23 protein-coding genes are annotated in these 24,416 nt (G+C 29.2%); 22 read left to right on the top strand and 1 reads right to left on the bottom strand.

Annotation, left to right across the window (positions count from 1 at the left end):
• Positions 1 to 3 precede the first annotated feature (3 nt).
• Genes ARA56_RS09060 through ARA56_RS09045 form a run of 4 tightly spaced genes read left to right on the top strand, consistent with a single transcriptional unit; the run spans position 4 to position 3,883 of the window.
• Positions 4 to 1,278 carry a glycosyltransferase gene (locus ARA56_RS09060; RefSeq protein WP_055265918.1) on the top strand — a complete coding sequence of 425 codons (1,275 nt, stop codon included), beginning with the start codon at positions 4 to 6 and terminating at the stop codon, positions 1,276 to 1,278.
• Positions 1,279 to 1,283: 5 nt separating this feature from the next.
• Positions 1,284 to 2,441, top strand: coding sequence for a glycosyltransferase (locus tag ARA56_RS09055; protein WP_055265916.1), 1,158 nt, complete (start codon positions 1,284 to 1,286; stop codon positions 2,439 to 2,441).
• Between the two features lie 2 nt (positions 2,442 to 2,443).
• Positions 2,444 to 3,076, top strand: a complete 633-nt coding sequence (locus ARA56_RS09050) for a cyclodeaminase/cyclohydrolase family protein (protein ID WP_055265914.1) — start codon at positions 2,444 to 2,446, stop codon at positions 3,074 to 3,076.
• Between the two features lie 24 nt (positions 3,077 to 3,100).
• A complete protein-coding gene (locus tag ARA56_RS09045; protein WP_055265912.1) occupies positions 3,101 to 3,883 on the top strand; it encodes a hypothetical protein in 783 nt (260 codons plus the stop codon).
• 69 nt (positions 3,884 to 3,952) lie between these two features.
• On the opposite strand, the gene pdaA is transcribed toward ARA56_RS09045, so the two are convergent.
• Complete coding sequence (gene pdaA / locus ARA56_RS09040) at positions 3,953 to 4,696, bottom strand: delta-lactam-biosynthetic de-N-acetylase (protein WP_231071846.1); 744 nt, start codon at positions 4,694 to 4,696, stop codon at positions 3,953 to 3,955.
• A 477-nt stretch (positions 4,697 to 5,173) separates the two neighbouring features.
• On the opposite strand from pdaA, the gene ARA56_RS09035 reads away from it, so the two are divergent.
• The 18 genes from ARA56_RS09035 (at position 5,174) to ARA56_RS08950 (ending at position 24,411) form a co-directional block, all read left to right on the top strand.
• The gene (locus ARA56_RS09035) at positions 5,174 to 6,910 is read left to right on the top strand and encodes an ABC transporter ATP-binding protein (protein ID WP_055265908.1); all 1,737 of its coding nucleotides are present in this window, start codon (positions 5,174 to 5,176) and stop codon (positions 6,908 to 6,910) included.
• 1 nt (position 6,911) lies between these two features.
• Positions 6,912 to 8,699 (top strand): ABC transporter ATP-binding protein, encoded by a 1,788-nt coding sequence (locus ARA56_RS09030; protein WP_055265907.1) that lies wholly within the window; start codon positions 6,912 to 6,914, stop codon positions 8,697 to 8,699.
• A 292-nt stretch (positions 8,700 to 8,991) separates the two neighbouring features.
• Positions 8,992 to 10,089 carry a redox-regulated ATPase YchF gene (gene ychF, locus ARA56_RS09025; protein WP_055265905.1) on the top strand — a complete coding sequence of 366 codons (1,098 nt, stop codon included), beginning with the start codon at positions 8,992 to 8,994 and terminating at the stop codon, positions 10,087 to 10,089.
• 288 nt (positions 10,090 to 10,377) lie between these two features.
• Positions 10,378 to 10,806: a division/cell wall cluster transcriptional repressor MraZ gene (mraZ, locus tag ARA56_RS09020; RefSeq protein WP_055265903.1), complete on the top strand. Its 429-nt coding sequence runs from the start codon at positions 10,378 to 10,380 to the stop codon at positions 10,804 to 10,806.
• A gap of 12 nt (positions 10,807 to 10,818) precedes the next feature.
• Positions 10,819 to 11,751, top strand: a complete 933-nt coding sequence (gene rsmH, locus ARA56_RS09015; protein WP_055265901.1) for a 16S rRNA (cytosine(1402)-N(4))-methyltransferase RsmH — start codon at positions 10,819 to 10,821, stop codon at positions 11,749 to 11,751.
• Positions 11,752 to 11,786: 35 nt separating this feature from the next.
• Entirely contained in the window at positions 11,787 to 12,257 is a 471-nt protein-coding gene (locus ARA56_RS09010) for a hypothetical protein (RefSeq protein WP_055265900.1), read from the top strand.
• Positions 12,258 to 12,379: 122 nt separating this feature from the next.
• Positions 12,380 to 14,575: a stage V sporulation protein D gene (locus ARA56_RS09005; RefSeq protein ID WP_055265898.1), complete on the top strand. Its 2,196-nt coding sequence runs from the start codon at positions 12,380 to 12,382 to the stop codon at positions 14,573 to 14,575.
• A gap of 85 nt (positions 14,576 to 14,660) precedes the next feature.
• On the top strand, positions 14,661 to 16,106 hold the full coding sequence (locus ARA56_RS09000) for a UDP-N-acetylmuramoyl-L-alanyl-D-glutamate--2,6-diaminopimelate ligase (protein WP_055265896.1): 1,446 nt from the start codon (positions 14,661 to 14,663) through the stop codon (positions 16,104 to 16,106).
• Positions 16,107 to 16,120: 14 nt separating this feature from the next.
• Positions 16,121 to 17,488 carry a UDP-N-acetylmuramoyl-tripeptide--D-alanyl-D-alanine ligase gene (locus tag ARA56_RS08995; protein ID WP_055265893.1) on the top strand — a complete coding sequence of 456 codons (1,368 nt, stop codon included), beginning with the start codon at positions 16,121 to 16,123 and terminating at the stop codon, positions 17,486 to 17,488.
• A gap of 41 nt (positions 17,489 to 17,529) precedes the next feature.
• Positions 17,530 to 18,492, top strand: a complete 963-nt coding sequence (gene mraY / locus ARA56_RS08990) for a phospho-N-acetylmuramoyl-pentapeptide-transferase (RefSeq protein WP_242855907.1) — start codon at positions 17,530 to 17,532, stop codon at positions 18,490 to 18,492.
• Between the two features lie 23 nt (positions 18,493 to 18,515).
• Entirely contained in the window at positions 18,516 to 19,640 is a 1,125-nt protein-coding gene (spoVE, locus tag ARA56_RS08985) for a stage V sporulation protein E (RefSeq protein WP_055265889.1), read from the top strand.
• A gap of 144 nt (positions 19,641 to 19,784) precedes the next feature.
• Positions 19,785 to 20,558, top strand: a complete 774-nt coding sequence (locus ARA56_RS08980; RefSeq protein WP_055265887.1) for a cell division protein FtsQ/DivIB — start codon at positions 19,785 to 19,787, stop codon at positions 20,556 to 20,558.
• Between the two features lie 11 nt (positions 20,559 to 20,569).
• On the top strand, positions 20,570 to 21,289 hold the full coding sequence (locus tag ARA56_RS08975) for a DUF881 domain-containing protein (RefSeq protein ID WP_055265885.1): 720 nt from the start codon (positions 20,570 to 20,572) through the stop codon (positions 21,287 to 21,289).
• A gap of 15 nt (positions 21,290 to 21,304) precedes the next feature.
• Positions 21,305 to 21,655 (top strand): small basic family protein, encoded by a 351-nt coding sequence (locus ARA56_RS08970; protein WP_055265883.1) that lies wholly within the window; start codon positions 21,305 to 21,307, stop codon positions 21,653 to 21,655.
• Positions 21,656 to 22,390 (top strand): DUF881 domain-containing protein, encoded by a 735-nt coding sequence (locus ARA56_RS08965; protein WP_055265881.1) that lies wholly within the window; start codon positions 21,656 to 21,658, stop codon positions 22,388 to 22,390.
• 125 nt (positions 22,391 to 22,515) lie between these two features.
• Positions 22,516 to 23,166: a YggS family pyridoxal phosphate-dependent enzyme gene (locus tag ARA56_RS08960; protein ID WP_055266000.1), complete on the top strand. Its 651-nt coding sequence runs from the start codon at positions 22,516 to 22,518 to the stop codon at positions 23,164 to 23,166.
• A 15-nt stretch (positions 23,167 to 23,181) separates the two neighbouring features.
• Entirely contained in the window at positions 23,182 to 23,625 is a 444-nt protein-coding gene (locus ARA56_RS08955; protein WP_055265879.1) for a cell division protein SepF, read from the top strand.
• 18 nt (positions 23,626 to 23,643) lie between these two features.
• Complete coding sequence (locus ARA56_RS08950; RefSeq protein ID WP_055265877.1) at positions 23,644 to 24,411, top strand: YlmH family RNA-binding protein; 768 nt, start codon at positions 23,644 to 23,646, stop codon at positions 24,409 to 24,411.
• Positions 24,412 to 24,416: the final 5 nt, after the last annotated feature.

Below are 24,416 nucleotides of genomic sequence, written 5' to 3'. Positions count from 1 at the left end.
GATATGAAGATATTATTTATTGCTTGTTATTCTCCTTTGATAAATAATTCTGCGTCTATAGAAACATTACAATATTTGAATAACTTAGCTAAAGATAATGAAATTGATTTATTAACAGTAAATTTTCCTGAAAATTCGATTTATTATGATGAGTATATTTTAAATATGCTAGATAAGAAAGTTAATCTTCATATTATATCTGGAGGTAAGATTTTCGAAAAGATAATGCCTAAAAAAACTCTTAATAAAGATGAAGATAATAATGGCTCAAATAAAAGTAGTTTTTTAAAGAAGAATTTAAAAAAGGCAAAAGCTATAGTTGCTGTACCTGATATGTACTTAAATTGGGCTAGGAGAGCATCAAAGTATGGAATTGAATTAGTGAAGAAGAATAATTATGATGTTATTTTTTCGATGCATGAACCACCATCAAGCCATATATGTGCTTTAAAAATAAAAGAAAAGTTTAAAGATATACCATGGGTTACATATTGGAGCGATCCTTGGCTTAAAGATTCTACAAGAGAAGGTATTGGAAGTATAAGAAAGAGCATCGAAGGACGTTGGGAAAAGAGAGTGGTTGAGCTTTCAGATAGGTTTATTTTTGTAACTAAAGCTAATAGAGATGATTATGTTAAAACATATAATATACCAATAGAAAAAACTTACATACTTACTAGAGGGTATGATAGTAATTCTTATAGAGATATTAAAGCTTTAGGAATTCCAGAGAAAATAGATAATTTTAAAGTAAATTTTGTTTATGCGGGTGAAATTTTTAGTAAATTAAGAGATGTAAATCCATTTATAGATGCTGTAAATCAAATTAAAGAAAAAGATATTGAATTATTTAACAGTCTTAATATTTTATTCTTTGGGAATATAGATGACAAATCAGTAGAGAGTAAATTAAAATCTGTAGAAAATGTAAATGTATCACCGAGAATTCCTTATAAAGAAGCTTTATCTTATATGTTAAATAGTGAAGTGTTACTTTTATTTGGAAATAAGAATTCTAAACAAATACCAGCAAAAATTTACGATTATTTTGGAGCAGAAGGTAGAATATTTGTAATACTAGGAGACGAAAATGATCCTATAAAAGATGTAGTATTAAATAATGATAAATGTATAGTTGTAAATAACAATGAAGATGAAATCATAGAAGGTATAAATAAAATTATTGAGTTGGTTAAGGAAAATAAATTAACTAAACCACTAAAAGAATATGAGTGGGCAAATATTTCAGAAAGATTAAATAAAATATTAAGGGGGTAGACAATATGCATATAATGTTTATACCTTCTTGGTATGCAAATGAAAGAAATAAGGTTCATGGCAGTTTTTTTAAAGAACAAGCATTAGCACTACAAAGTAAAGGTGTTAAAATAACAGTAGCTTATAATGAGATATGGCCACTTACATTAATAAATAAGGTTAAAGAAAAAAGTGGATTATATTTTAATATAGAGGATAACTTAAGGACGTACAGATATAAGAATTATAATTTTATTCCTAAAAGTCCATTGATGTTTAAAGTATTCAATAAAAGAATGGAAAAATTGTTTAAAGAGATTGAAAAAAAAGAAGGAAAAATTGATATAATTCATGCACAATCATCATTATGGGGTGGTATTAGTGCTGCATATTTATCGAAAAAGTTTAATGTCCCTTTAGTTATAACAGAACATTCATCTGTTGAAAGAGGTCCTTATATAAGAAAAAGCTATATTCCATGTATTGTTGATTCTTATAATACTGCGAAAGAATTAATAGCAGTTGGAAATGGGCTGAAGAGAGAATTAGAAGAATTAACTAAACGTGATGATATTAAAGTTATAGGTAATTTAATTCATTTTTCTGATTTTCAATTAAAAGATAGAAAACCAAATGATAAGTTTATATTTTTTTCCTTAGCTTTTCTTGAAGGTGAAAAAGGATTTGATACTTTAATAAAAAGTTTTAGTAAAGCATTTAAAGACACAAATAACTGTGAATTAGTTATAGGTGGAGATGGTAGTCAAAGAGAGTGGTTAGAATTGTTAGCTAATAAAGAGGGAGTTAGTAATAAAGTAACATTTCTAGGTGCATTATCAAGACATGATGTGTCTAAGTGGATGAAGCAGGCTGATGCTTTTGTATTACCATCTAGATATGAAACTTTTGGTGTTGTGTATATAGAAGCTTTAGCAAGTGGAACCCCTGTTATTGGAACCTTTAATGGTGGAGCAGAGGATATAATAACTAAAGATAATGGGTATATAGTTAATGTTGATGATATTAATGCTTTAGCTAATGCTATGGAGAAAATGGCTATGAATAAAGATAAATTTATCCCAGAAAAATTAAGAGAAGATTGTTTTAATAGATTTAATCCAGATGTTATTGCAGATAAGATAATATCTGTGTATAAGAATATCATAAAAGAAAGTGAGTTTTAGCTATGGATTTTAAACAATATAAAATAGATGAGTTTATAGGGGATTTAGCAAGTGATTTATCATCACCAGGAGGGGGAAGTGTTGCTGCTTTAGTAACAGCTTTAGCTTCTGCATTAAATTCTATGGTGTATTCATTTACTATAGATAAAAAAACTTTTGAAAGTCTTAATCAAGAAGAGAAGAAAAAAATGATAGAGCTATCAGAAGAAAGTAAAAAACTTATACAAGAGTCGTTAACTTATATGGATAAGGACAGAGAAGCTTTTACAAACCTTATGGATTGTTATAAGTTGCCTAAAGAAACAGAAGAAGATAGAGATATAAGAGGTAAAAAGATATTAGATAATACGATATTATCTATGAACGTTCCCTTAGAACTTGCTGAGAAAGCTATAAAATTTTATGATAATATAGAATTTGCTATAAAATATGGAAATAAAAACTTGATATCAGATGGAATTGTTGCAGCGATTCTTTTACATAGTTCTATTGAATCTGCTATAGTTAATGTAAAGGTCAATTATTTTAGTATAAAGAATAAAGAATCTGTAAGTTTTGTTCTAGATAGGTGCAAAGAACTTATGAATGAATCTTTAGAAAGAAAAAATAAAATAGTTGAGAGTTTTGAAGGCTAAACTAAGGTTTTTAGGAGAGAAGATATGAGTTTACTAATAAAGGTTGAAAAGGCTGTAGATCTTTTAAAAACTAAGTGTTTGATGAAGTTCAAACAAAGGATATATAGTGGTAAGAAATATAATATTAAATACCTATTTGAAGAAAAAAAAGGCTCAAAAGATTTATTGATTGGTTTTACGGCTTGTACAAAAGTTGGTCAAAAGGCAAGATATAATTATATTAAGACTTTAGAGGAATTTAAATGTAATAAACTTTTTATTTTGGATGATTTTGGGTTTGATGAAAGAGGAGCTTATTATTTAGGAAAAGATAGAGATTTCGCTATAGAAAAAGATGTGGAATCTTTAATTAATGATATTTGTAAGAAAATAGAACCTAAAAAAGAGTTTTATATTGGGTCAAGCAAAGGTGGATATGCTGCACTTTACTTTGGAGTTAGAAGAAAAGATACTTATATTGTAGTTGGTGCTCCACAGTATAACTTAGGTAATTATTTAAATTTACCTGGGCATACAGAAATTCTTAAGTATATTATGGGAAATTGTAACCAAGAATCTATAAGTATATTAAATGAATTATTAAAAGAGGCATTAATTAAAAATAAAGAGAATAAAAATAAGATTTTTCTTCATTATTCAGATAAGGAAGAGACTTTTGAATCAGACTTAAAACCACTTATAGATGAATTAATAAACTTGAATTATGAGAGTGAATTTGATTTAGAACATTATGAGAGTCATGCAGAACTTACTAAATATTATCCTCAATATATAAAAAAGATACTAAGTAAAAATCTTAGTAGATGAAAATGTGATTAATAGTTTAAAAATCTCCTTGTATTTTGCAAGGAGATTTTTGTTTGTTATATTAATATTTTAAGGAAGTTGATCTAAAGATTTAAATTCATATCCATCGGCTCTTATTTGATCTATTACAGCACCTAAAATATTTGTATTTGTTTTAGAAACTGCATGTAATAACATTATGCAACCAGGGTGGACACCGTTTGTAATTTTCTTCATAGCGTACTCTTCTGATGGTTGCTCGTCTTTTAGCCAATCTTTATAGGCAAAGCTCCAAAAAATACTTTTATACCCTAAATCTTTTGTCATCTTTAAAGAGTTAATTGAATATTTACCCATTGGAGGTCTGAAGAATTTAGGCATATCTGTGCCAACGACTTCTCTATAGGCATCTTCTACTTCAGTAAACTCGCTTTTGAATTTTGAAGGATCTGTTATAGATGCCATTGATGGATGGTGAGAAGAGTGATTACAAACTAAATGGCCTTCGTCAGCCATTCTTTTAATTATTTCTGGATTTTGAGTAATATACGGCTTTACTACGAAGAATGCCGCTGGAACACCTTTTTCCTTTAAAATGTCTAATATTTTTTCAGTATAACCATTTTCGTATCCTTCATCAAAGGTTAAATAAATAACTTTACTCTCTGTATCACCTAGGTAGTAAGCATCATAATCTTTAAGAATATTTACAGATTCTTTTGGACCTTCAGGAAGTGTATCCTTACCTCTATTTACAAAATACCAATTTAGTTCAGAGTTTTCTGGGACAACACTAGCATTTGCAGTATATGCAAATGTTGATGTTAAAGTTATTAATAGTGTTGGAATAATTTTTCTTATTAATTTTTTTGAAAACGTCAATATTATCACCCCTTATAAATTATTCATTATATTTTTTTACTTTAAGTTAAATAATATTCACAATAAAACGTATGGAAAAATAAAACTGATTTTTAAAATATTGACAATGAATGATTTGATGTATATAATGGGAATATATAGAAATAGAAGGAGGTAGGATTATGTTCAACTTTAATAACATTAAATTAGAAATAAAAATGAATATGAAGTATGTATATAGGTATAACCCTGTCTCTTTAGGTATTAATAATTAGTTAATTAAGAGTAATAATTTACTTGGTGAGATCGCGATATATATCCGCGATTTTTTTTATTATTATTTTTACGTATTAAAGGCTGTGGATATTCACGGCTTTTTTTATTTAACTAATTATTTGTCTAAAGAGAATAGAGATTTACTTTATTTTAAGAAAAGTGAGGTGTAGATGGATGAAGAGAATTTTACAATATGTATGGAAGTATAAAGGAAGTTTAATATTTGGAACAATATCAATGATTATAATTATAGGAATAGATTTGTTCAGCCCGTACTTACAAAAGATATTTTTAGATCAAGGCATTATAGAAGGAAAAGTGTCTTTAATAGTACCTATTTTAATAGGATTTGCTATTATTTCTATAGTTAAGGCAGTATTAGGATATGGAAAAGAATATATATACGACAGATTAGCTAGCTTTGTACAGGAAGATATTAAACATACTTTGTTTAATCATATTCAAAAATTGGAGTTTAAGTATTTTGACAATATAAATACTGGTGAACTTATGTCTAGAATTGGTGAAGATGTTGATAATATATGGGATACCATAGGTTTTGGGCTTAGGCTTTTTGTGGAGAATATTATATATTTTGTCGTTTCAGCTATTATATTATTTTGGCTAAATTGGCAATTAACTTTAATATGTATGGCTGTAATGATTCCTATAGGATTTATTGGAGTCAAGCTTGAAAAAGAATTTGGGAAGTGTTATGACGAACTAAGTGATAAAACAGCTGAAATAAATACAGCAGCAGAAGAAAATATTGCTGGGGTAAGACTTGTAAAAGCCTTTACTAGAGAAAAACATGAAATATTAAAATTTTTATCTATGAATAAAAGTTATTATGATTTGAATGTAAAACAGGCAAAAGTAATAGGGAAATACTTTCCGCCAGTAGAGTTTTTAACTAATATATCACTAGTTATAATGATAGTTATTGGTGGAATTTTTGTAATGAATGGGAATATGACTTTAGGTACTTTAGTTGCTTTTAATGGTTATATTGGTAATGTAATATGGCCATTAAGAATGTTAGGTAATTTATTAGATTTATTATCTAGAAGTAATGCTTCAGCAAAAAAGATATTTAAAATAATAGATAGGAAATCAGAAATTTTTACGATAGAAAGTAGTTATAAGCCTGATAAAATTGAAGGAGATATTGAGTTTGATAATGTTAGCTTTAAATATAACGATGAAGTTGTGCTTAAGGATATAAATTTGAAAATTCCTTCAGGTAGCACAGTTGCTTTGATGGGAACTACAGGATCAGGAAAATCAACATTACTAAATCTTATAGGTAGATATTATGATGTTTGTAAAGGTGAAGTATTAATAGATGGAGTAAATGTAAAAGAATATAACTTAGATAAGTTAAGAAATAATATGTCTGTTGTAATGCAAGATATATTTTTGTTCTCAGATTCTATAATTAACAATATAAAATTTAGTAATGAATTTGCAACAATTGAGGAAATTGAAGAAGTATCTAAGACAGCGTGTTGTTTTGATTTTATTAAAGAGTTAGCAGATGGTTATGAAACAGAAATTGGTGAAAGAGGTATTGGACTATCAGGAGGGCAAAAACAAAGAATATCAATTGCTAGAGCGCTTTTGAGAAAATCACCTATTCTGATATTAGATGATGCCACATCTGCTTTGGATATGGAAACAGAATATGAACTTTTATCAAATCTGAACAAGAGAAAAGATAAGAGTACAACATTTATAATAGCTCATAGAATATCTGCTGTTAAAAATGCAGATATAATTTTATATTTTGAAGATGGAAGTATAAAAGAAAAGGGGACTCACCAAGAATTATTAGAACTAAAAGGCAGCTATTACAATGTATATTGCGAACAATTTAAAGATTTTAATGTTTTAGAAAGAGAGGTGATATAGTATGGGTAGTAATGCAATAAATAAAGATGAACAAACTCTAAAAAGAAGTAAGATTGAGATAATAGAAAGATTATTTGTATATTTAAAACCTCATAGATCTAAAACTATAATTGTAATATTGCTTATGATATTCGTAATGATGTGTAGCATAATAAATCCATACTTATTACAGATAGCAATAGATGATTATGTAGGAAATAAAAATGTTAATGGATTGCTGGGTATTGGAGTAATTCTTGTTATAATTAATATTTTTGCATGGATTTTATCGCGAATTAGATGGAGGATGATTTCAGAAGTTACAAACACTGTGTTAGTAGATATTAGAAAAGAACTTTATAGTCATATTCAAAGTTTATCTTTTGACTTTTTTGATTCAAGACCTGTTGGAAAGATACTTGCTAGAGTAGTTGGAGATGTAAATGCACTTAAGAATTTATTTAATCAAAGTATACAAACTGTAATACCAGAAGGGTTAAGTTTAATTTGTGTATGTATAGCAATGATTATTATGAACTTCAAACTTGCAATTGCATGTATGACATTGCTTCCTTTATTAGCAATATCTATGTTTTGTATTGAAACAAAATCTAGAAAAAGGTGGAATGATTTTAGAAATAAAAGGTCAAACTTAAACGGATTTACTCATGAAAATTTTTCAGGAATAAAGGTGGTACAAGCTTTTGCCAAGGAAGATTCCACAGAAAAGACTTATAAAGAAATGGTTAGAAAAGAAAAGGATGCATTTTTAAAAGCTATAAAATTGAATGATCTATTTTGGCCATTGGTTGAACTGTCTTGGGGAGTTGGTACATTAATAGTATTTGCTGTAGGATATAGATTAATTCAGTCTGGAGAAATACAAATAGGTAAATTGATTGCATTTTCAATGTATACAGGAATGTTCTGGAGACCTATTACAAATCTTTCGAGTTTTTATAATACAATAATAACTAATTTTGCTGCTGCAGATAGAATATTTGATATTTTAGATATAAAACCAGAGATAGAGAATATACCTGAAGCTATTAATATTGGTAAAATTAGTGGGCAAGTTGAATTTAAAAATGTAAGCTTTGCTTATAATAACAGTTCCGAAGTTTTAAGTAGAGTAAATTTTAAAGTTAATAAGGGTGAAAAAGTTGCTTTAGTAGGTGCTACAGGGGCAGGAAAGACTACGATAATTTCTTTGTTAAGTAGATTTTATGATCCTACTAATGGCGAAATTTTAGTAGATGGTAAGAATATCAAAGGAGTTAATTTAGAATCATATAGATCGCAGATGGGGATAATGCTACAGGATACCTTCTTGTTTTCTACTTCTATAATGGAAAATATAAGATATGGTAGATTAGATGCCACTGATGAAGAGGTTATAGAGGCTGCGAAGGCTGTAAATTCTCATGACTTTATTATGGGAATGGAGAAAGGATACTTAACAGAGGTTAATGAAAGAGGTTCAAGGCTTTCTTTGGGACAAAGACAATTAGTTTCTTTTGCAAGAGCTTTGCTGGCTAATCCTAGAATACTAATTTTAGACGAAGCAACTTCTAATATTGACACAGAAACTGAAAAATTGGTTCAAGAAGGAATAGAAAAATTATTACAAGGTAGAACATCATTTGTTATCGCTCATAGACTTTCTACTATTAGAGATTGTGATAAGATAATGGTGGTTGAAAGTGGTGGAATAAGTGAAATGGGAACTCATGAAGAACTTTTAGCTAAGAAAGGATCTTATTACAATCTTTACATGGCACAGTATAGATTTATAAGTGAAGGAGCATAGTTGTTTGCTTCGTAAAGTGGAAAAGATTCCTAGTAGCATGGAGAAAAGTTTGCTGGCGAAAATGATAAAAGATGTTAGATGATATAGGGAAAAATGTTGTGCAAAGAGAAAATTATGAATGAGATATAGTGAAAAGTTTTAATGTATTACAGGTAGGAATCTAAGTATAGGGTGAATTTATAGTATTAAGGTATATTTATCTATGGTTGTATATTTTAAATGGTTGAAATAAAAATGTTTGTAGAGTATAATTTTAAAAGTATTAGTATACGGAAGAAAGGAATGTACTTAGATGAGATTAGGAATTGTAGGATTACCAAACGTAGGGAAGAGTACTTTATTTAATGCTATAACAAAAGCAGGAGCAGAATCTGCTAACTACCCATTCTGTACAATTGAACCAAATGTAGGTGTTGTTAGCGTTCCAGATAAAAGATTAGATGTACTTGAAAAAATGTATAACACTAAAAGAAAAGTTTATACTGCTGTAGAATTTTATGATATAGCTGGACTTGTAAAAGGAGCTTCTAAAGGAGAAGGACTAGGAAATAAGTTCTTATCACATATAAGAGAAGTTGAAGCTATAGTACATGCGGTAAGATGTTTTGATGATGGAAATGTTGTTCACGTAGAAGGGTCTGTAGATCCAATTAGAGATATAGAAACAATTAATTTAGAGCTTATCTTTGCTGATTTAGAAGTTTTAGAAAGAAGAATGGAAAAAGGAGTTAAGCTTGCAAGATCAGGGGATAAAAAGGCGAAAGCAGAATATGAAATAATGGAAAAAGTTAAGGCTCATTTAGAGGCTAATAAACCAATAAGAACTTTAGAAGTAACAGAAGAAGAAGATGCATTTATCAAAACTTTATTTATGATTACATCTAAGCCAGTTTTATATTCTTGCAATATTTCTGAAGATGATATGATGAGTGGTAATCTTGAAAATGATTATGTAAAGAAAGTTAAAGAATATGCTGAAAATGAAAACTCAGGAGTAGTTGTAGTTTGTGCTAAACTTGAAGAAGAACTTTCAGGATTAGAAGATGATGAAAAAGCGGAAATGCTTGAAGAATATGGATTAGAAGAGTCTGGGTTAGATAAGCTTATAAGAGCTTCATATAAACTTTTAGGTTTAATAAGTTATTTAACTGCTGGAGTGCAAGAAGTAAGAGCTTGGACTATAAAAGAAGGAACAAAAGCTCCTGCTGCTGCAGGTAAGATTCACTCAGATATCGAAAGAGGATTCATTAGAGCAGAAATAGTTGGATATGATGATTTAGTAGCATGTGGTTCAGAAGCTGCTGCTAAAGAAAAGGGCTTATATAGATTAGAAGGAAAAGAGTACGTTATGAAAGATGGAGATGTTGTAAACTTCAGATTTAACGTATAATAATTACTTTATAGTGTATATGTAATTTGAAAAGATTATATATGCACTATTTTTTTCTCAGAAAAATGTAAAGAAAAGTACGAAAAAATGATTTGAAAATTATTTAAAATAATTACAAGAAATGCCAAAAAGGCCTGAAGCATTGAAATTACTAGCTTAAAAAATGAAAAACTCATTAAAAAGTAGCAAAACTACTTGAAGAATGCATAAAAGTTTTATAAAATATATATAAAGTGGTTAAAAGTGGTGAAAAGTGGTTAGATGTAGAGTGAATTTCTGAGGTGCAAAATGTTCATAGGAGAATATCAACATAGTCTAGATAGCAAAAATAGAATAGTTGTACCTTCAAAATTAAGGGAGGGCTTAGGAGAGAAATTTATAATCAGTAAAGGGTTAGATGGATGTCTTTATGCTTATCCTATAGATGAATGGCAGAAGTTTGAAGAAAAATTAAAAAATTTACCACTAACTAATAGAGATGCTAGAGCTTTCGTAAGATTCTTTGTTGCTGGTGCAACAGAAGTTGAAACAGACAAACAAGGAAGAGGTTTAATTCCGGCAAATCTTAGAGAATATGCAGGCATTGAAAAGGAAATAGTAACTATAGGTGCTTTAAATAAGGTTGAGATTTGGAGTAAGGAAAAATGGGAAAGCTATAATGAGTCAGATATCGATTTTGATAGTATAGCTGACAAAATGGGCGATTTAGGAATATAAGGAGTTTTTAAAATGGAATTTAATCACGTTTCAGTTCTTTTAAACGAATGTTTAGATGCTTTAAATATTAAGGAAGATGGAATTTATGTAGATGGCACACTTGGTGGTGCTGGTCATTCTTCAGAAATTCTTAAAAGACTGTCAGAAAATGGTCGTTTAATTGGTATTGACCAAGATACTGACGCTTTAAAAGCAGCAGCCATAAGGTTGCAGAATTTTAATAATGTAACATTCGTACATAATAATTTTTATAATATTAAACAAATATTAGATGATTTAGATATTGAAGAGGTAGATGGAATACTAATGGATTTAGGAGTTTCATCATATCAGCTAGATACTGGAGAAAGAGGATTTAGTTATATGAAAGATGCACCTCTTGATATGAGAATGAATAGAGAAAATGAATTATCTGCTTATGAGGTTGTAAACACATATTCAGAAGATGAATTATATAGAATTATAAGAGATTATGGTGAAGAAAAGTTTGCAAAAAGAATAGCTACATTTATAGTTAATGCTAGAGAAGAAAAAAATATTGAAACTACGTTAGAATTAGTAGAAATAATAAAAAATGCTATACCAGCAAAAGCTAGAAGAGAAGGACCACATCCGGCAAAAAGAACTTTCCAAGCTATAAGAATTGAGGTTAATAGTGAGTTATCAATTTTAAATAGAGCTATAGAAGATGGAGTAAGTAAGCTGTCTAAAGGTGGAAGAATGGCAATTATAACTTTCCATTCATTAGAAGATAGAATAGTAAAAAATAAATTTAGAGATTTAGCTGTAGCTTGTAGATGTCCAAAGGAATTTCCGATTTGTGTTTGTGGAGAAAAAGCTAAAGTTAAGGTGATTTCTAGAAAAGCAATAGATCCATCTAAAGAAGAAGTGGAAATGAATCCAAGAAGTAGAAGCGCAAAATTAAGGGTAATTGAAAAATTATAAAAAGGGTAAATTAATGTGTGGGAGATGTGAATAAAATGGTTGTGAGAGAATATGATTATATAAGAGGAAATACAGCGCTTGCACCTGAAAGAAAGATAAAGGAGCAAGAAGTTAAAAGAAAAAAGAAACAAGTAAAAAAAGAGTTTGACTGGAAAAACAACAGAATAAAAATAATATCTTCAGCAGTTATTGTTTCGATTTTAGGGGTAGCTAGTTTAACTATTGATAGCTATGTATATAAAATTCAAAAAAATTTATCAAATTTAGAAGTTGAGATGGATGTAGAATTAGCAAAAAGTGAAGCTATGAAAGTAGATTTACTTAAGGTATCTTCTCTTGATAATATAAATAATGTAGCTATAAATGGATTAAATATGACTTATCCTGATAAATCAAGCAGTATAACAATTGATATGTCTAAGAATTATTTTGATCACATAAAAGATAAAAAAGAAACTAATACAAAGACAGGCCTAATAGCAAAAATAGCAAATTGGATGAATTAATGAATAACTTATAGAATTCCTTTATAGGATTTCTATAAGTTAAAATTGCTTTAGAAAGAATAAGTATTAGATATTAACTTTTTCTTTTATTCATTAATTCATCAGGGTATGGGGGAAGAGTTATGAGTAAAAGATCATTCAAAGACCGAGCAGTTATGAAGAAAAGAATGACAATCGTTATTGGTGTAATAACTTTGACATTTTTAATTCTTAGCTTAAGATTAGCCTACATAATGATTGTTAAGAGAGAAGATTATGCTAAGAGAGCTGAAGAACAATGGACAAGTGAAGTTAGGATTGATGCAAGGCGTGGTAGAATCTTAGATAGAAATGGAGAAGAACTTGCTGTTTCTGCTGATGTATATAGGGTTGATTTTGACCTTAATTCAATTAGACAAAGTCTAAACAAGAAAGGGTTGGAAACAAAGGATATAGCACCATTAATTGCTAATGCTTTAGATTTAGAAAGTGATGAAGTACTTGAAAAGTTAGAAACTAAATTGCCAAGTGGAGCTGATGCTGGATCTGCTAATCTTGTTAGAAGAATAGAGAAAGAAGCAGCAGATAAAGTAAAAGCTTTAGAAATAAGTGGAGTAATTGTATCTCCAGATACAAAAAGATATTATCCAAATGGTGAGTTTTTAGCACATGTTCTTGGAAGTACTAATGTAGATGGACAAGGATTGACAGGTGTAGAGTTACAGTATAATGAATATTTATCTGGAGTTCCAGGAATAAGAATATCAGAATTAGATAGGAATAGTGCAAATGTTTCGTATACGATATCTAAGTTTACAGCGCCAATAACAGGTAAGGATGTTACCCTTACAATAGATAAAAATATTCAAGCTTTTGCAGAAAAAGCTGCAGAAAAGGCTTTAGTAGATAATAAAGCAGCTAGAGTTTCAATATTAGTAATGGATCCAAATAATGGAGAAGTTTTGGCGATGGTAAATAAACCAGATTTTGATCCTAACAATCCGTTTGATGGATATTCTGATTTTACTGGAAACACTGATGCTGAAAAACTACAAAAAATGTGGAGAAATAGCTTAGTGAATGATACATTTGAACCAGGTTCTATATTTAAGGTTGTAACTATGGTAACAGCATTAGAAGAAGGTCTTGTAAGTGAGACAGATAAGTTTACATGTGGAGGAAGTTTGCAAGTAGGACCTCATACAATAAAATGTTGGAAGCATGGGGGACATGGTGAGCAAACATTACCAGAAATACTTCAGAATTCATGTAACGTAGGATTTATGAAGTTAGGTGAAAAGATTGGTAAGGAAAAATTAACTGAATATATAAAGAAATTAGGTTTTGGACAGGTTTCAGGAATAGATTTACCAGGTGAAGCAAAAGGTATAATAAAAAGTGCTGAGTCAATAAAAGAAGCAGATTTAGCGACAATTTCTTTTGGACAAACTAACACTGTAAATGCAGTACAGTATATGACCGCATTTAATGCATTAGCTAATGGTGGATCCCTTATTCAACCACATATAATGAAAACTGTAACTCATACAACATCAACAGGAGAAGAGGTTGTTGACGAGGTTTTTGAACCAACAGTAAAAGAAAATGTTTTATCTGAAGAGATGACTGCAGTTTTAAGAGATTATCTAGAAAGAACAGTTAATAAAGGTGGTTCTAATAGATCATATATAGCTGGATATCATATAGGAGGTAAAACTGGTACAGCACAAAAAGTTAACCCTGTTACTGGGGGATATGAATCAGGAAAGTATATATCATCTATGGCTGCTATGGTTCCAACTGACAATCCAAAGGTTACGGTTTTTGTTAGTATAGATGAGCCTAGTAATGGTGATTACTATGCAGGTGTTGTAACAGCTCCTGTAGCTAAAGTGTTGATAGATGATATTATAAATTATATGAATGATGAAATTTTTAAGGATAATGATTCTATTTTAAGAGAAGTTGTAATTCCGGAATTAAGAGGACTATCATTAGATGAAGCTAAAAAGGTTCTCAAAGATAACAATTTAGAGTATAATATTGAAGGAAGTGGGTCTATAATAACAGATATAAAACCATATCCTGGATATGTAGTAAAAGAGGGATCAAAGATTAATCTTTACACTGATGGAGATGGAAATTATAATAGAAATGTTGTTATGCCAGATTTGATAGGATATTCTAAAGAGGCAGCTATAGAACTATTAGAAAGCTTAGGAATTAATTATACTCTTCAGGGAGATGGGGTTGTTAGCAATCAAAGCACTCCACAAGGAGAGGTAATTGTTATAGGTGATACGGTAAAACTTATACTTACTTCGGATTACGGAGATTAGAAGTTTGCCATTAGTTTAGCATGTGGAATATCACATGCTAAATTTTTATCTTTTAAGATATCTATTTATAAGAGGAGATGAAGTAATGAAACTATTACAATTGTTAGATGGGGTAAATTATAAAGTAGTAAAAGGAACTTTAGATAAAGAAATAGTCAATATTCAGTATGATAGTAGAAAAGTCACTAACAATGACATTTTCGTATGTCTTTCAGGGTTTGAGGTTGATGGACATAATTTTGCTAATAAGGCAATTGAAAATGGTGCAAGAGTAATAATATGTGAGAAAGATATAGAATTAGTTAATGAATCAAATGATGTAACTATTATTAAAGTTGATGAAGGAAGAAAAACATTAGCTACTATGGCAGCTAATTATTATGATCATCCAACAAAAAAACTTAAATTAATTGGTGTTACAGGAACTAATGGTAAAACAACAAGTGTATACATACTAAAATCAATTTTAGAAAAGTCAGGAGAAAAAGTTGGTTTAATTGGAACTATAGCTAATTATATAGGTGATGAAAAGATAGAATCTACTCATACTACTCCAGAATCATTAGAGTTACAAAAATTATTTAAGAATATGGTGGATAAAGGTTGTAAATATTGTGTAATGGAAGTATCATCTCACTCTTTAGCTTTAGATAGAGTATATGGCTGTCATTTTGATATAGGTATATTTACTAATATTACAAGAGATCACTTAGATTTCCATAAAACGTTTGAAAATTATTATGATGCAAAATTTAAGCTTTTTGAAAGAAGTGATTATTCTATAATAAATGTAGATAACAACTACGGATACAATGTAATTAGAGATTTAGAAAAACTAAATAAAAAAGCTATAACTTACTCTATTAGTGAAGAAAGTGATTATAGGGCAACAGAAGTTGAGTTTATAGGCCAAGATACTATATTTACAGTTAATGGTACAAGATATGAATTTGTTTTGCCAGGAGAATATAATGTCCATAATGCATTAGGATGTATAGCAGCAGCTAAGACATTAGGAATAAGTGAAGAAAATATAAAAAGCGGTTTATTAGATGTAGTAGTTCCTGGTAGATGCGAAAGAGTTGGGATCAAGTACAACCTTCCTTATGAATTAATAATAGACTTTGCTCATACACCAGATGGATTGAAAAATCTTTTAGAAACTTTAAGAATACTTACAAAAAATAGATTAATTGCTGTTTATGGTAGTGGTGGAGATAGAGATAAGGTTAAAAGAGCTGAAATGGGTAGAATAGGTAGCGAAATAGCAGATTTAGTAATTATAACATCTGATAATCCGAGAACAGAAGATCCTATTGCTATTCTAAAAGAGATTAGTTGTAATATACAAAAAACTAACTATTTAGCAATTGAAGATAGAGTTGAGGCTATAAGGTTAGCAATGGATATGGCTGAGCCAGGAGATGTAGTAGTACTTGCTGGTAAAGGTCATGAAACTTATCAAATAATGCCTGAAGGAAAGGTGCATTTTGATGAAAGAGAAGTAATTGCTGATATTTTAAATAAGTAATAAGAGGTGTAGTAATGGAAATAACTTTCAAAGAACTTTTGGATGCTATAAAAGGTGAAATTATTATAGATAGTAGCAAAAAAGAGTTTAATAAGTTTTGTATTGATACTAGAAAGATTGAAGAAGGTAATATTTTTGTAGCTTTAAAGGGAGAAAAATTTAACCCAAATAAAAATGCCATTGAAGCTATTGATAAAGGTGCAAATATAGTATTAGTAGATGAAGTATTTTTTGATAAGGCCGATATTAAAAAAGAAGGAACAATAATAAAGGTGGAAAGTTGTCATAAAGCTTTGTTAGATTTAGCTAACTATTATAGAAAAAAGTTAAATCTAAAAGTTATTGGGGTAACTGGATCAACAGGAAAGACATCTACAAAAGATTTAGTTGCAGCTTTTTTAAGTCATAAGTTTAAAGTCTTTAAGACTAAAGGGAATTTCAATAGTGAAATAGGGTTACCACTTATGATTTTTGAATTAACTAGTGAATATGATGTGGCAGTTTTAGAAATGGGAATGAGCGATTTAGGGGAGATACACAATCTTGCTAAGACAGCTCTTCCTGATATGGCTGTTATAACTAATATTGGTTTATCTCATCTAGAAAATCTTAAGACACAAGAAAATATTTTAAAAGCTAAAATGGAGATTACTGATTTCTTTGATAAGGATAGTGTTTTAGTTGTTAATGGAGAAGATAGACTATTAAACAAATTAGATAATAAATGTTTTAAAATTAAAAAAACTGGATATAATCATGAATATGATGTTTACGCTACTAATATTATATTAAGAGAGAACTCTACAGAATTTACTGCCCATCATAAGGGAAATGAATTTACATTTAAATTACCTATGGCAGGAAAGCATAATGTTTTAAATTCTATGTTAGCAATTGATATTGCATTAAACTTAGGATTATCTTTTGAAGATATGAACAAAGGACTAGAAAATTTAGAAGCAACATCGATGAGATTGCAAGTTATAAAAAAAGAAAATATAACAATTATAAATGATTGTTATAATGCTAGCCCGGATTCAATGAAATCATCTTTAGATGTTTTAGCTACTTATAACGGAGGAAGAAAGGTTGCTATACTTGGTGATATGTATGAGTTAGGTTCTAAATCTAAAGAAGCTCATGCTGAAGTTGGAAGTTATGCAACTGACAAAGTTGAATTGTTAATAGTCATAGGAGAAAATATTGAAGAATTTAGAAGTGGCTATAAAGGTAAAAGTATAGTTGCATTTAAAACTAAAGATGAATGTTTAGATAAACTAAAAGATTATATAAATAAAAATGATATTATTTTAGTTAAAGCATCTAGGGGAATGAAATTTGAAGAGGTAGTAAATGAGCTTGAATCTATCTCAATATATTAGAGGAGGTGAACTGCTTTTAGCAGTGAAAAATGGGGGATAAAATGATAAACATAATAACATCAAAATATGCAATAGCAGCGGTACTAAGTTTGCTAATTTCATTAGCATTAGGGCCTATTGCTATACCAGCATTAAGAAGATTAAAATTCGGACAAAACATAAGAAAAGAAGGACCTCAAAGCCATCTTAAAAAAGCCGGTACACCGACAATTGGTGGATTAATATTTATAGGATCTACTTTAATTACGATGATTGCTTTAAGATTAAAGTGGAATGATGAAGCTATGATAGCTTTATACTCACTTATAGCCTTTGGATTTATAGGATTTTTAGATGATTTACTTAAAATAATAAAAAAGGATAACGAAGGATTAAAAGCTTGGCAAAAGATGGTCCTATTATTGGTCTTCTCTGGAGCTATAGCGTATTATGGATATTTAAATTTAAGTACAGGTATGATAATACCTTTCTTAGGTAAAAAAGTGGCTCTTGGAATGTTTTATATTCCGTTTGTAATCTTTATTTATGCAGCAACAACAAATGCAGTTAATTTAACAGACGGTTTAGATGGTTTAGCATCTACAGTATCAGTTTTAGTTTTAACATTTTTTGCAGTAAGCGCATTTATATTAGGACATGATTCAGTTGGTCTTTTCTGTATAGCTTTAATAGGTGGATTGATAGGGTTCTTAAAATATAATGCATATCCAGCAAAAATATTTATGGGAGATACTGGTTCGTTAGCTATAGGTGGAGCAATTGCAACAATTGCAATTATATTAGAGATACCTCTACTTATTCCAGTAGTAGGAGGAATATATGTGCTTGAAACATTATCTGTAATTATTCAAGTAACATCATTTAAATTAACTGGTAAAAGAATATTTAAGATGGCTCCAATACATCACCATTTTGAACAATGTGGATGGAGCGAAGTTAAGATTGTAACAGTATTTTCAATAGTAACTGTTATTTTATGCATGATAGGATTCTGGGCACTTTAGAAATTTAATATGGAGGAGTGTTTATGAGATTTAATGAACCCCTAAATAAAAAGAAGTTAGGGGAAGTAGACTATGGTATATTCTATTCTTTATTTCTATTGTTGGCTATAGGAATAGTTATGATTTATTCAGCTAGCTCTTTCTATGCTATGTTTAAATATAAAAACAGTATGTATTACTTAATAAGGCAAGGTGCATTTGCTATAATTGGTGTAATAGCATTAGTAATGATGATGAAATTTGATTATCATAAGCTAAAAAAAATAACACCATATTTATTAATAGCTACAATTCCATTGTTAATTGCAGTTTTCTTTTTTCCAGAAGTAAATGGAGCTAGAAGATGGATTAAATTAGGTATATTATCATTTCAACCTTCTGAGTTAACGAAATACGTAGTAGTTATGTTTTTAGCTATGAGTATTGATATGAAAGGTGATAGAATTAAAAGATTTTGGGATGGACTAGTACCTTATTTAGGTGTAGCAGGTTTTTTTGCTGCGATGATATTAGCAGAGAAGAATATGAGTATTGCTACGATCATTATGATTGTGACATTTATAATGCTTTTTGTTGCGGGTGGACAAATTAAGCATTTATTTGGAATAATATTTCCGGCTATGCTTACGTTAGCTATATTCTTTATTTTTAGCTCTGATTATCGTAGAGCTAGAATGTTAAACTTTATAGATCCGTGGAAAGATGCAGCTGGTGATGGGTATCAACTTATACAATCTTTTTATGCACTTGGTGCAGGTGGAATAACAGGTTTAGGATTAGGAGAATCAAGGCAAAAGATTTTATATATGCCAGAGCCACATAATGACTTTATATTTTCAATTATTGGAGAAGAGTTAGGTTTAGTTGGATGCTTGTTCATTGTGGGATTATTTTTATTTCTTATTTGGAGAGGAATAAGAGTAGCAATGAAGGCTAAAGATACTTATGGTAAATTACTTGCAGTAGGTATTACTTCAATAATTGCAGTTCAAGCAATAATAAATATTGCTGTTGTCACAGGGTCTATGCCTGTAACAGGTGTTCCTATGCCGTTTATAAGTTATGGAGGAACATCACTAGTAATAAATCTTATGGCAATGGGAATTCTATTAAATATATCATCACAAATAGAAAAAAGTGTAACTTAAGAGAGTACCTCTAAATATAGAGGTACTTTTTGTTGTTAATGTAAATAATGTAATAAAATTGTAACTAAATTTTGGGTGAAAAACTTGAAGAAAAATGATATTATTATATATAGATATATTTAGAAAAGGATGAAATATTGCAAAATGACAGAATATAAACAAAGTAATGAGATTAAGAAATATCTAAAGAGTAAAAAAAGAAAGAAAAAGTTGAAAAAGATGATAATGATAATGATTGTATTAACAATTGCTATACTTTTGTTTTTAACTAAAGCGCCTATCTTTAATATTAAAACAATCGATGTGATTGGGACATCTAAAATAAGTTCTGATAACTTGAAAGAGAATTTAAAAGTTTTTATTGGAGAAAATATTTATATTATAAATGAAAATGATATTAAAAGTGCATTAATGCAAGATAAATATGTTAAAGAGGTTAAGATATCTAGAAAAGGGATATCTAAATTAGTTATAAATATAGTTGAAGAGTCTCCTGTGTTTTATGTTGAGAATAATGGAGTTATAGAAGTTATAAATGAAGATTTAGTAGTGATAGAAGAAATCGATAGCATAGAAGGGAGAAATTTAGTGAAAATATCAGGAATAGAATCAGAAAAGATATCACTTGGTGAAAAAATTAATGATGATGAGATACTTCCTAGTATATTAAAGAAATTTTATCCTTACATAGCTCAAAATAGAGAGTCTATTAAATTTGATGAAATAAATATTGCAGATATTGTAAATATAAAAGGTCGAATTGGAAATGTGGAAATATTTTTTGGTGATGATTCCGATCTACATGAAAAAATGGAAAATGTTTATAGAATATTATTGTCAGATGAAATTAAGTTAACTAAAGGATATATAGACGTTAGCTTTGATGGACCACCTATAATTAAGAATATATCAAGCTAGGGGGAGTATTTATGAAAAAAATAATATCACAACTTGTGGTTGCTATAGTATGTGCAATTTTAGGATTTTTATTAACATACCAATTTAAAATGTTAAGATTACAAGAGGATGCAAAGTCTACTGCACAAAATCAAGATATTTTATATCAAATAGAAGCATTGAAAAAAGAAAAAGAAGAACTGTCCGAAACTAATAAAACCTTATCTGAAGAGATTAAGCGATTAGAAGAAGTTGCAGCTGAAGAAGGAGCTTTAGAAAATGAAATAAAGAAACAGTTAGATAATGCAAGGATGCATTTAGGATTGTTAGATGTTAAAGGCTCAGGAATAGTAATAACAATTACACCTAAAACAACTATTTTTGGAGAAAATACTACAGATAGTACAGTTGGGATTAGCGAAGAGGAATTAATTCATATTATAAACCTTTTATGGTATTCAAGAGCTGAGGCTATTTCAGTAAATGATATTAGAATAACACCTCAAACAGGAATTAAAACGTCAGGGAGAAGTATTTCTATAGGAACAGTTGGATTAGTTGATCCAAAATCTAAAATAGTAATAAAGGCTATAGGAGATAAAGCAAAGCTTAATGTAGGTGTAAGCTATGGTAATTCTTTAGCGTATGGAGCGTTGAAAAATTATAGTGTAGAGACAAAAACTAGTGATGATATAGTTATAAATAAGACTACACAAAGTTTAAGAAATGAATATATAAAGCCTGTACAATAAAGGAGGATTATAGTTATGATTGGATTTATAGGATTATTAGTAGGTGTACTACTAGGATTAGTTTTGAATGTGAATATACCTGATAAATTTTCTCCATATATGTCTGTGGCAATTTTAGCGTGCTTAGACTCAGTTTTTGGAGCGTTACGTGCAAGTTTATCTAAAAGTTTTAAACCGGATATTTTTATTTCAGGCTTTGTAGGAAATGCTATTTTAGCGGCAGCACTTGCGTATTTAGGCGATAAATTAGGAATTCCTATATATATAGCAGCAGTAATTGTTTTTGGAGGACGTATATTTGATAATTTCGCAATAATAAGAAGATTCTTGCTTGAAAAACTTAAAAATCGACAAAGAGGTGATTAAGTGAAGAAGCATATAGATAAAATATTGATTTTTATTGCGGCAATTATAACAGGTACGCTTATATCTATTAGTTTTGGTGATAGTAAAGTAGATACTTTTTTTTCAATGAAAAGTATAGAATATAAGGATGCAATTGAGCAACGAAATTTATTATATAAAGAAATATCTGATTTAAAAGAAAATAATAACGAAATTATGTATAAATTAAGGGATTACAATCAAGGGGAAGAAAAACACCAGAAGGTAATAGACGATATGAAGTTGCAGCTTAGTGACTACAGTGAGATTGCAGGAACTACAGCATTAGAAGGTAGTGGTATAGTAATAAAAATAAAAGATGGATATTATGATATAAGTGAAAGCACTTCATATGAAATTGATAGAAGAACATTGCATGCAACTGATGCAGCCTTATTAATAAATGAATTAAGAGCTATAGGGGCTGAGGCTATAGCGATAAATGGTTATAGAGTATTAAACGATACTGGAGTACAGTGTGAATGGGCTTTTATAGGCTTTAATGATAATAATCAGACAATAGAAGGGCAGCCATTTTATTTTTATGCATTAGGAAAGCCAGAAGAATTAGAAGCTGCTTTATTCTCGGATGGAAGTTATCTAAATAGGCTTATAATAAGAGGCTTAGAAATAGAAGTTGAAAAAAGAGAGGACTTATATTTTCCACCAACAAACAGAATCCTAGACTTTCAATATATGGAAAGAGCAGATTCTTAAGCAAAACTAATTTTTATAATAAAATTATTAAAAAATTTTATGAAAATGTGAATTTTATGAAGGAAATTTTGGGTTTTTGGAGAATAAAAATATGTAGAAGATTCTCCATAAAGGAGGGACTAATTATAGATATAAAAGGTAAAATTAAAGAGATTTTAAATTCTATACCAGATGACGTACAACTTGTAGCTGTATCTAAGACAAAGCCAGTTGAAGATATTTTAGAAGCTTATGATATTGGTATAAGAAATTTTGGCGAAAATAAGGTGCAAGAATTAGTTGATAAATACGAAAAATTACCTAAAGATATAAAATGGCATTTAATTGGGGCTCTTCAGATGAATAAGGTTAAATATATAGTAGGTAAAGTAAGTTTAATTCATTCTTTATCTAGTATAAAGCTTCTTGAGAAAATTGAATTAGAATATGGAAAGAAAAATATTACTGCCGATGTTTTAATTCAAATTAATATTGGAAGAGAATCGTCTAAAAGTGGTATATTAGAAGAAGAATTGGATCAATTAATTGAAGCTGTAGAGAAATGTAAAAATATTAAAGTTAAAGGTATTATGGTTATAATACCAAAAGGTAATGATGAAGAAAATAGATATTACTTTAGAAGGACTTATGATATTTTTAAAACTCTAAAAAATAGTAATTATAAAAATATAACAATGGAAATTTTATCAATGGGGATGACCCATGATTACAAAATAGCAATAGAAGAAGGATCTAATTTAATAAGAATTGGAACTGGAATTTTTGGAGCAAGATAAATTGTAGGAGGAGTTATAATGAGTATGTTAAGTAAATTTAAAGAAATGGTTTTTGGAGAATATGATGAGGATTTTGAAGATATAGAAGAAAATGAAGAAGAGGAAGAAATAGAAGAAGTCGAGCCTATTATATCTAAGCAAAAGGGTAATAAGGTTGTTAATATACACAATAGTGCTTCACCAAAGATTATGGTTGTAAAACCATCAAGTTATGAAGAAGCTAAAGAGATTGCAGATGCTCTTAAAAATAGAAAGATTATAGTTGTTAATACTACAGCATTAGAGGCAAAAGTAGCACAAAGATTAGTTGATTTCATAAGTGGTGCCGTTTGTGTCTTAGGAGCACAATTACAAGAAATTGAACAAAGAGTATATCTTTTATCACCTTCAAATGTTGAAGTTTCTAGCGAATTAAAAACAGAAATAAGCAGTAAAGCTTTATTTAGCTGGAATAAATAGAGGAGCTAAAAATAGCTAATGATAAAAAAAGAAGAAGTAATAAGAAACTTTAGTAAAGAAGAAAGAGATGAAGTTGTAAAAATATATGAATGGATGGAGTTAGCTTATGAAAAGGAAATACCGTTGTTTTCAAGAAGTTTTTGTACTCCAAACATATGGTTATATTTTGTTAACAATTTTAATTCGAAAAATTTTAAGGTAGAAGCTAATGGATACTTTGAAGAAAGTGATAGAAGGGTACTATCTTTTAATAATATATATGGAAGTGATTATCCATATAAGTTAATAAAAATTGAAAAAAAATCAAAGTTTGATTCTTTATCTCATAGAGATTATCTAGGCTCAATTATGGCCTTAGGTATGGAGAGAGAGAAGTTTGGGGACTTAAGAGTTTATGAAAACTATGCAGTTGTTCCGGTTTATGAGGATGTTGTTGAGTATGTTATATCATCATTAAATTCCGTAGGTAAATCACCGGTTAGCTGTGAAGTGATAAATGACACAACATTATCTAAGGTTAACTTTTTAGAAGTTATAATTAATGTATCATCGTTAAGATTAGATAGTATTGTGTCTAAGCTTTCAAATATATCAAGGTCAAAAGCGTTGGACTTAATAAATCAAAATAAAATTTTAGTAGATTACTGTAAAGTAAATAGCAAAAGCTTAGAAGTTAAAGAAGGACAAAGGATAACTATCGCTGGAGTAGGTAAGTATATTATGGGGAATATTGTAGGTAATACTAAAAGCGGTAGGTTTAAAGTTAACATAAAGAAATATATTTAAAGAAC

The organism is Clostridium disporicum (assembly GCF_001405015.1).
GTDB lineage: Bacteria > Bacillota > Clostridia > Clostridiales > Clostridiaceae > Clostridium > Clostridium disporicum_B.
The sequence above is the reverse complement of the archived record's forward strand: the minus strand, read 5'-3'. Positions and strand labels throughout refer to the sequence as shown.

Excerpts from the sequence above, each read along its gene's own strand:
- ARA56_RS09060 (WP_055265918.1), top strand. The coding sequence starts at position 4 with ATGAAGATATTATTTATTGCTTGTTATTCTCCTTTGATAAATAATTCT.
- ARA56_RS09055 (WP_055265916.1), top strand. The coding sequence starts at position 1,284 with ATGCATATAATGTTTATACCTTCTTGGTATGCAAATGAAAGAAATAAG.
- ARA56_RS09050 (WP_055265914.1), top strand. The coding sequence starts at position 2,444 with ATGGATTTTAAACAATATAAAATAGATGAGTTTATAGGGGATTTAGCA.
- ARA56_RS09045 (WP_055265912.1), top strand. The coding sequence starts at position 3,101 with ATGAGTTTACTAATAAAGGTTGAAAAGGCTGTAGATCTTTTAAAAACT.
- ARA56_RS09035 (WP_055265908.1), top strand. The coding sequence starts at position 5,174 with ATGAAGAGAATTTTACAATATGTATGGAAGTATAAAGGAAGTTTAATA.
- ARA56_RS09030 (WP_055265907.1), top strand. The coding sequence starts at position 6,912 with ATGGGTAGTAATGCAATAAATAAAGATGAACAAACTCTAAAAAGAAGT.
- ychF (WP_055265905.1), top strand. The coding sequence starts at position 8,992 with ATGAGATTAGGAATTGTAGGATTACCAAACGTAGGGAAGAGTACTTTA.
- mraZ (WP_055265903.1), top strand. The coding sequence starts at position 10,378 with ATGTTCATAGGAGAATATCAACATAGTCTAGATAGCAAAAATAGAATA.
- rsmH (WP_055265901.1), top strand. The coding sequence starts at position 10,819 with ATGGAATTTAATCACGTTTCAGTTCTTTTAAACGAATGTTTAGATGCT.
- ARA56_RS09010 (WP_055265900.1), top strand. The coding sequence starts at position 11,787 with ATGGTTGTGAGAGAATATGATTATATAAGAGGAAATACAGCGCTTGCA.
- ARA56_RS09005 (WP_055265898.1), top strand. The coding sequence starts at position 12,380 with ATGAGTAAAAGATCATTCAAAGACCGAGCAGTTATGAAGAAAAGAATG.
- ARA56_RS09000 (WP_055265896.1), top strand. The coding sequence starts at position 14,661 with ATGAAACTATTACAATTGTTAGATGGGGTAAATTATAAAGTAGTAAAA.
- ARA56_RS08995 (WP_055265893.1), top strand. The coding sequence starts at position 16,121 with ATGGAAATAACTTTCAAAGAACTTTTGGATGCTATAAAAGGTGAAATT.
- mraY (WP_242855907.1), top strand. The coding sequence starts at position 17,530 with ATGATAAACATAATAACATCAAAATATGCAATAGCAGCGGTACTAAGT.
- spoVE (WP_055265889.1), top strand. The coding sequence starts at position 18,516 with ATGAGATTTAATGAACCCCTAAATAAAAAGAAGTTAGGGGAAGTAGAC.
- ARA56_RS08980 (WP_055265887.1), top strand. The coding sequence starts at position 19,785 with ATGACAGAATATAAACAAAGTAATGAGATTAAGAAATATCTAAAGAGT.
- ARA56_RS08975 (WP_055265885.1), top strand. The coding sequence starts at position 20,570 with ATGAAAAAAATAATATCACAACTTGTGGTTGCTATAGTATGTGCAATT.
- ARA56_RS08970 (WP_055265883.1), top strand. The coding sequence starts at position 21,305 with ATGATTGGATTTATAGGATTATTAGTAGGTGTACTACTAGGATTAGTT.
- ARA56_RS08950 (WP_055265877.1), top strand. The coding sequence starts at position 23,644 with ATGATAAAAAAAGAAGAAGTAATAAGAAACTTTAGTAAAGAAGAAAGA.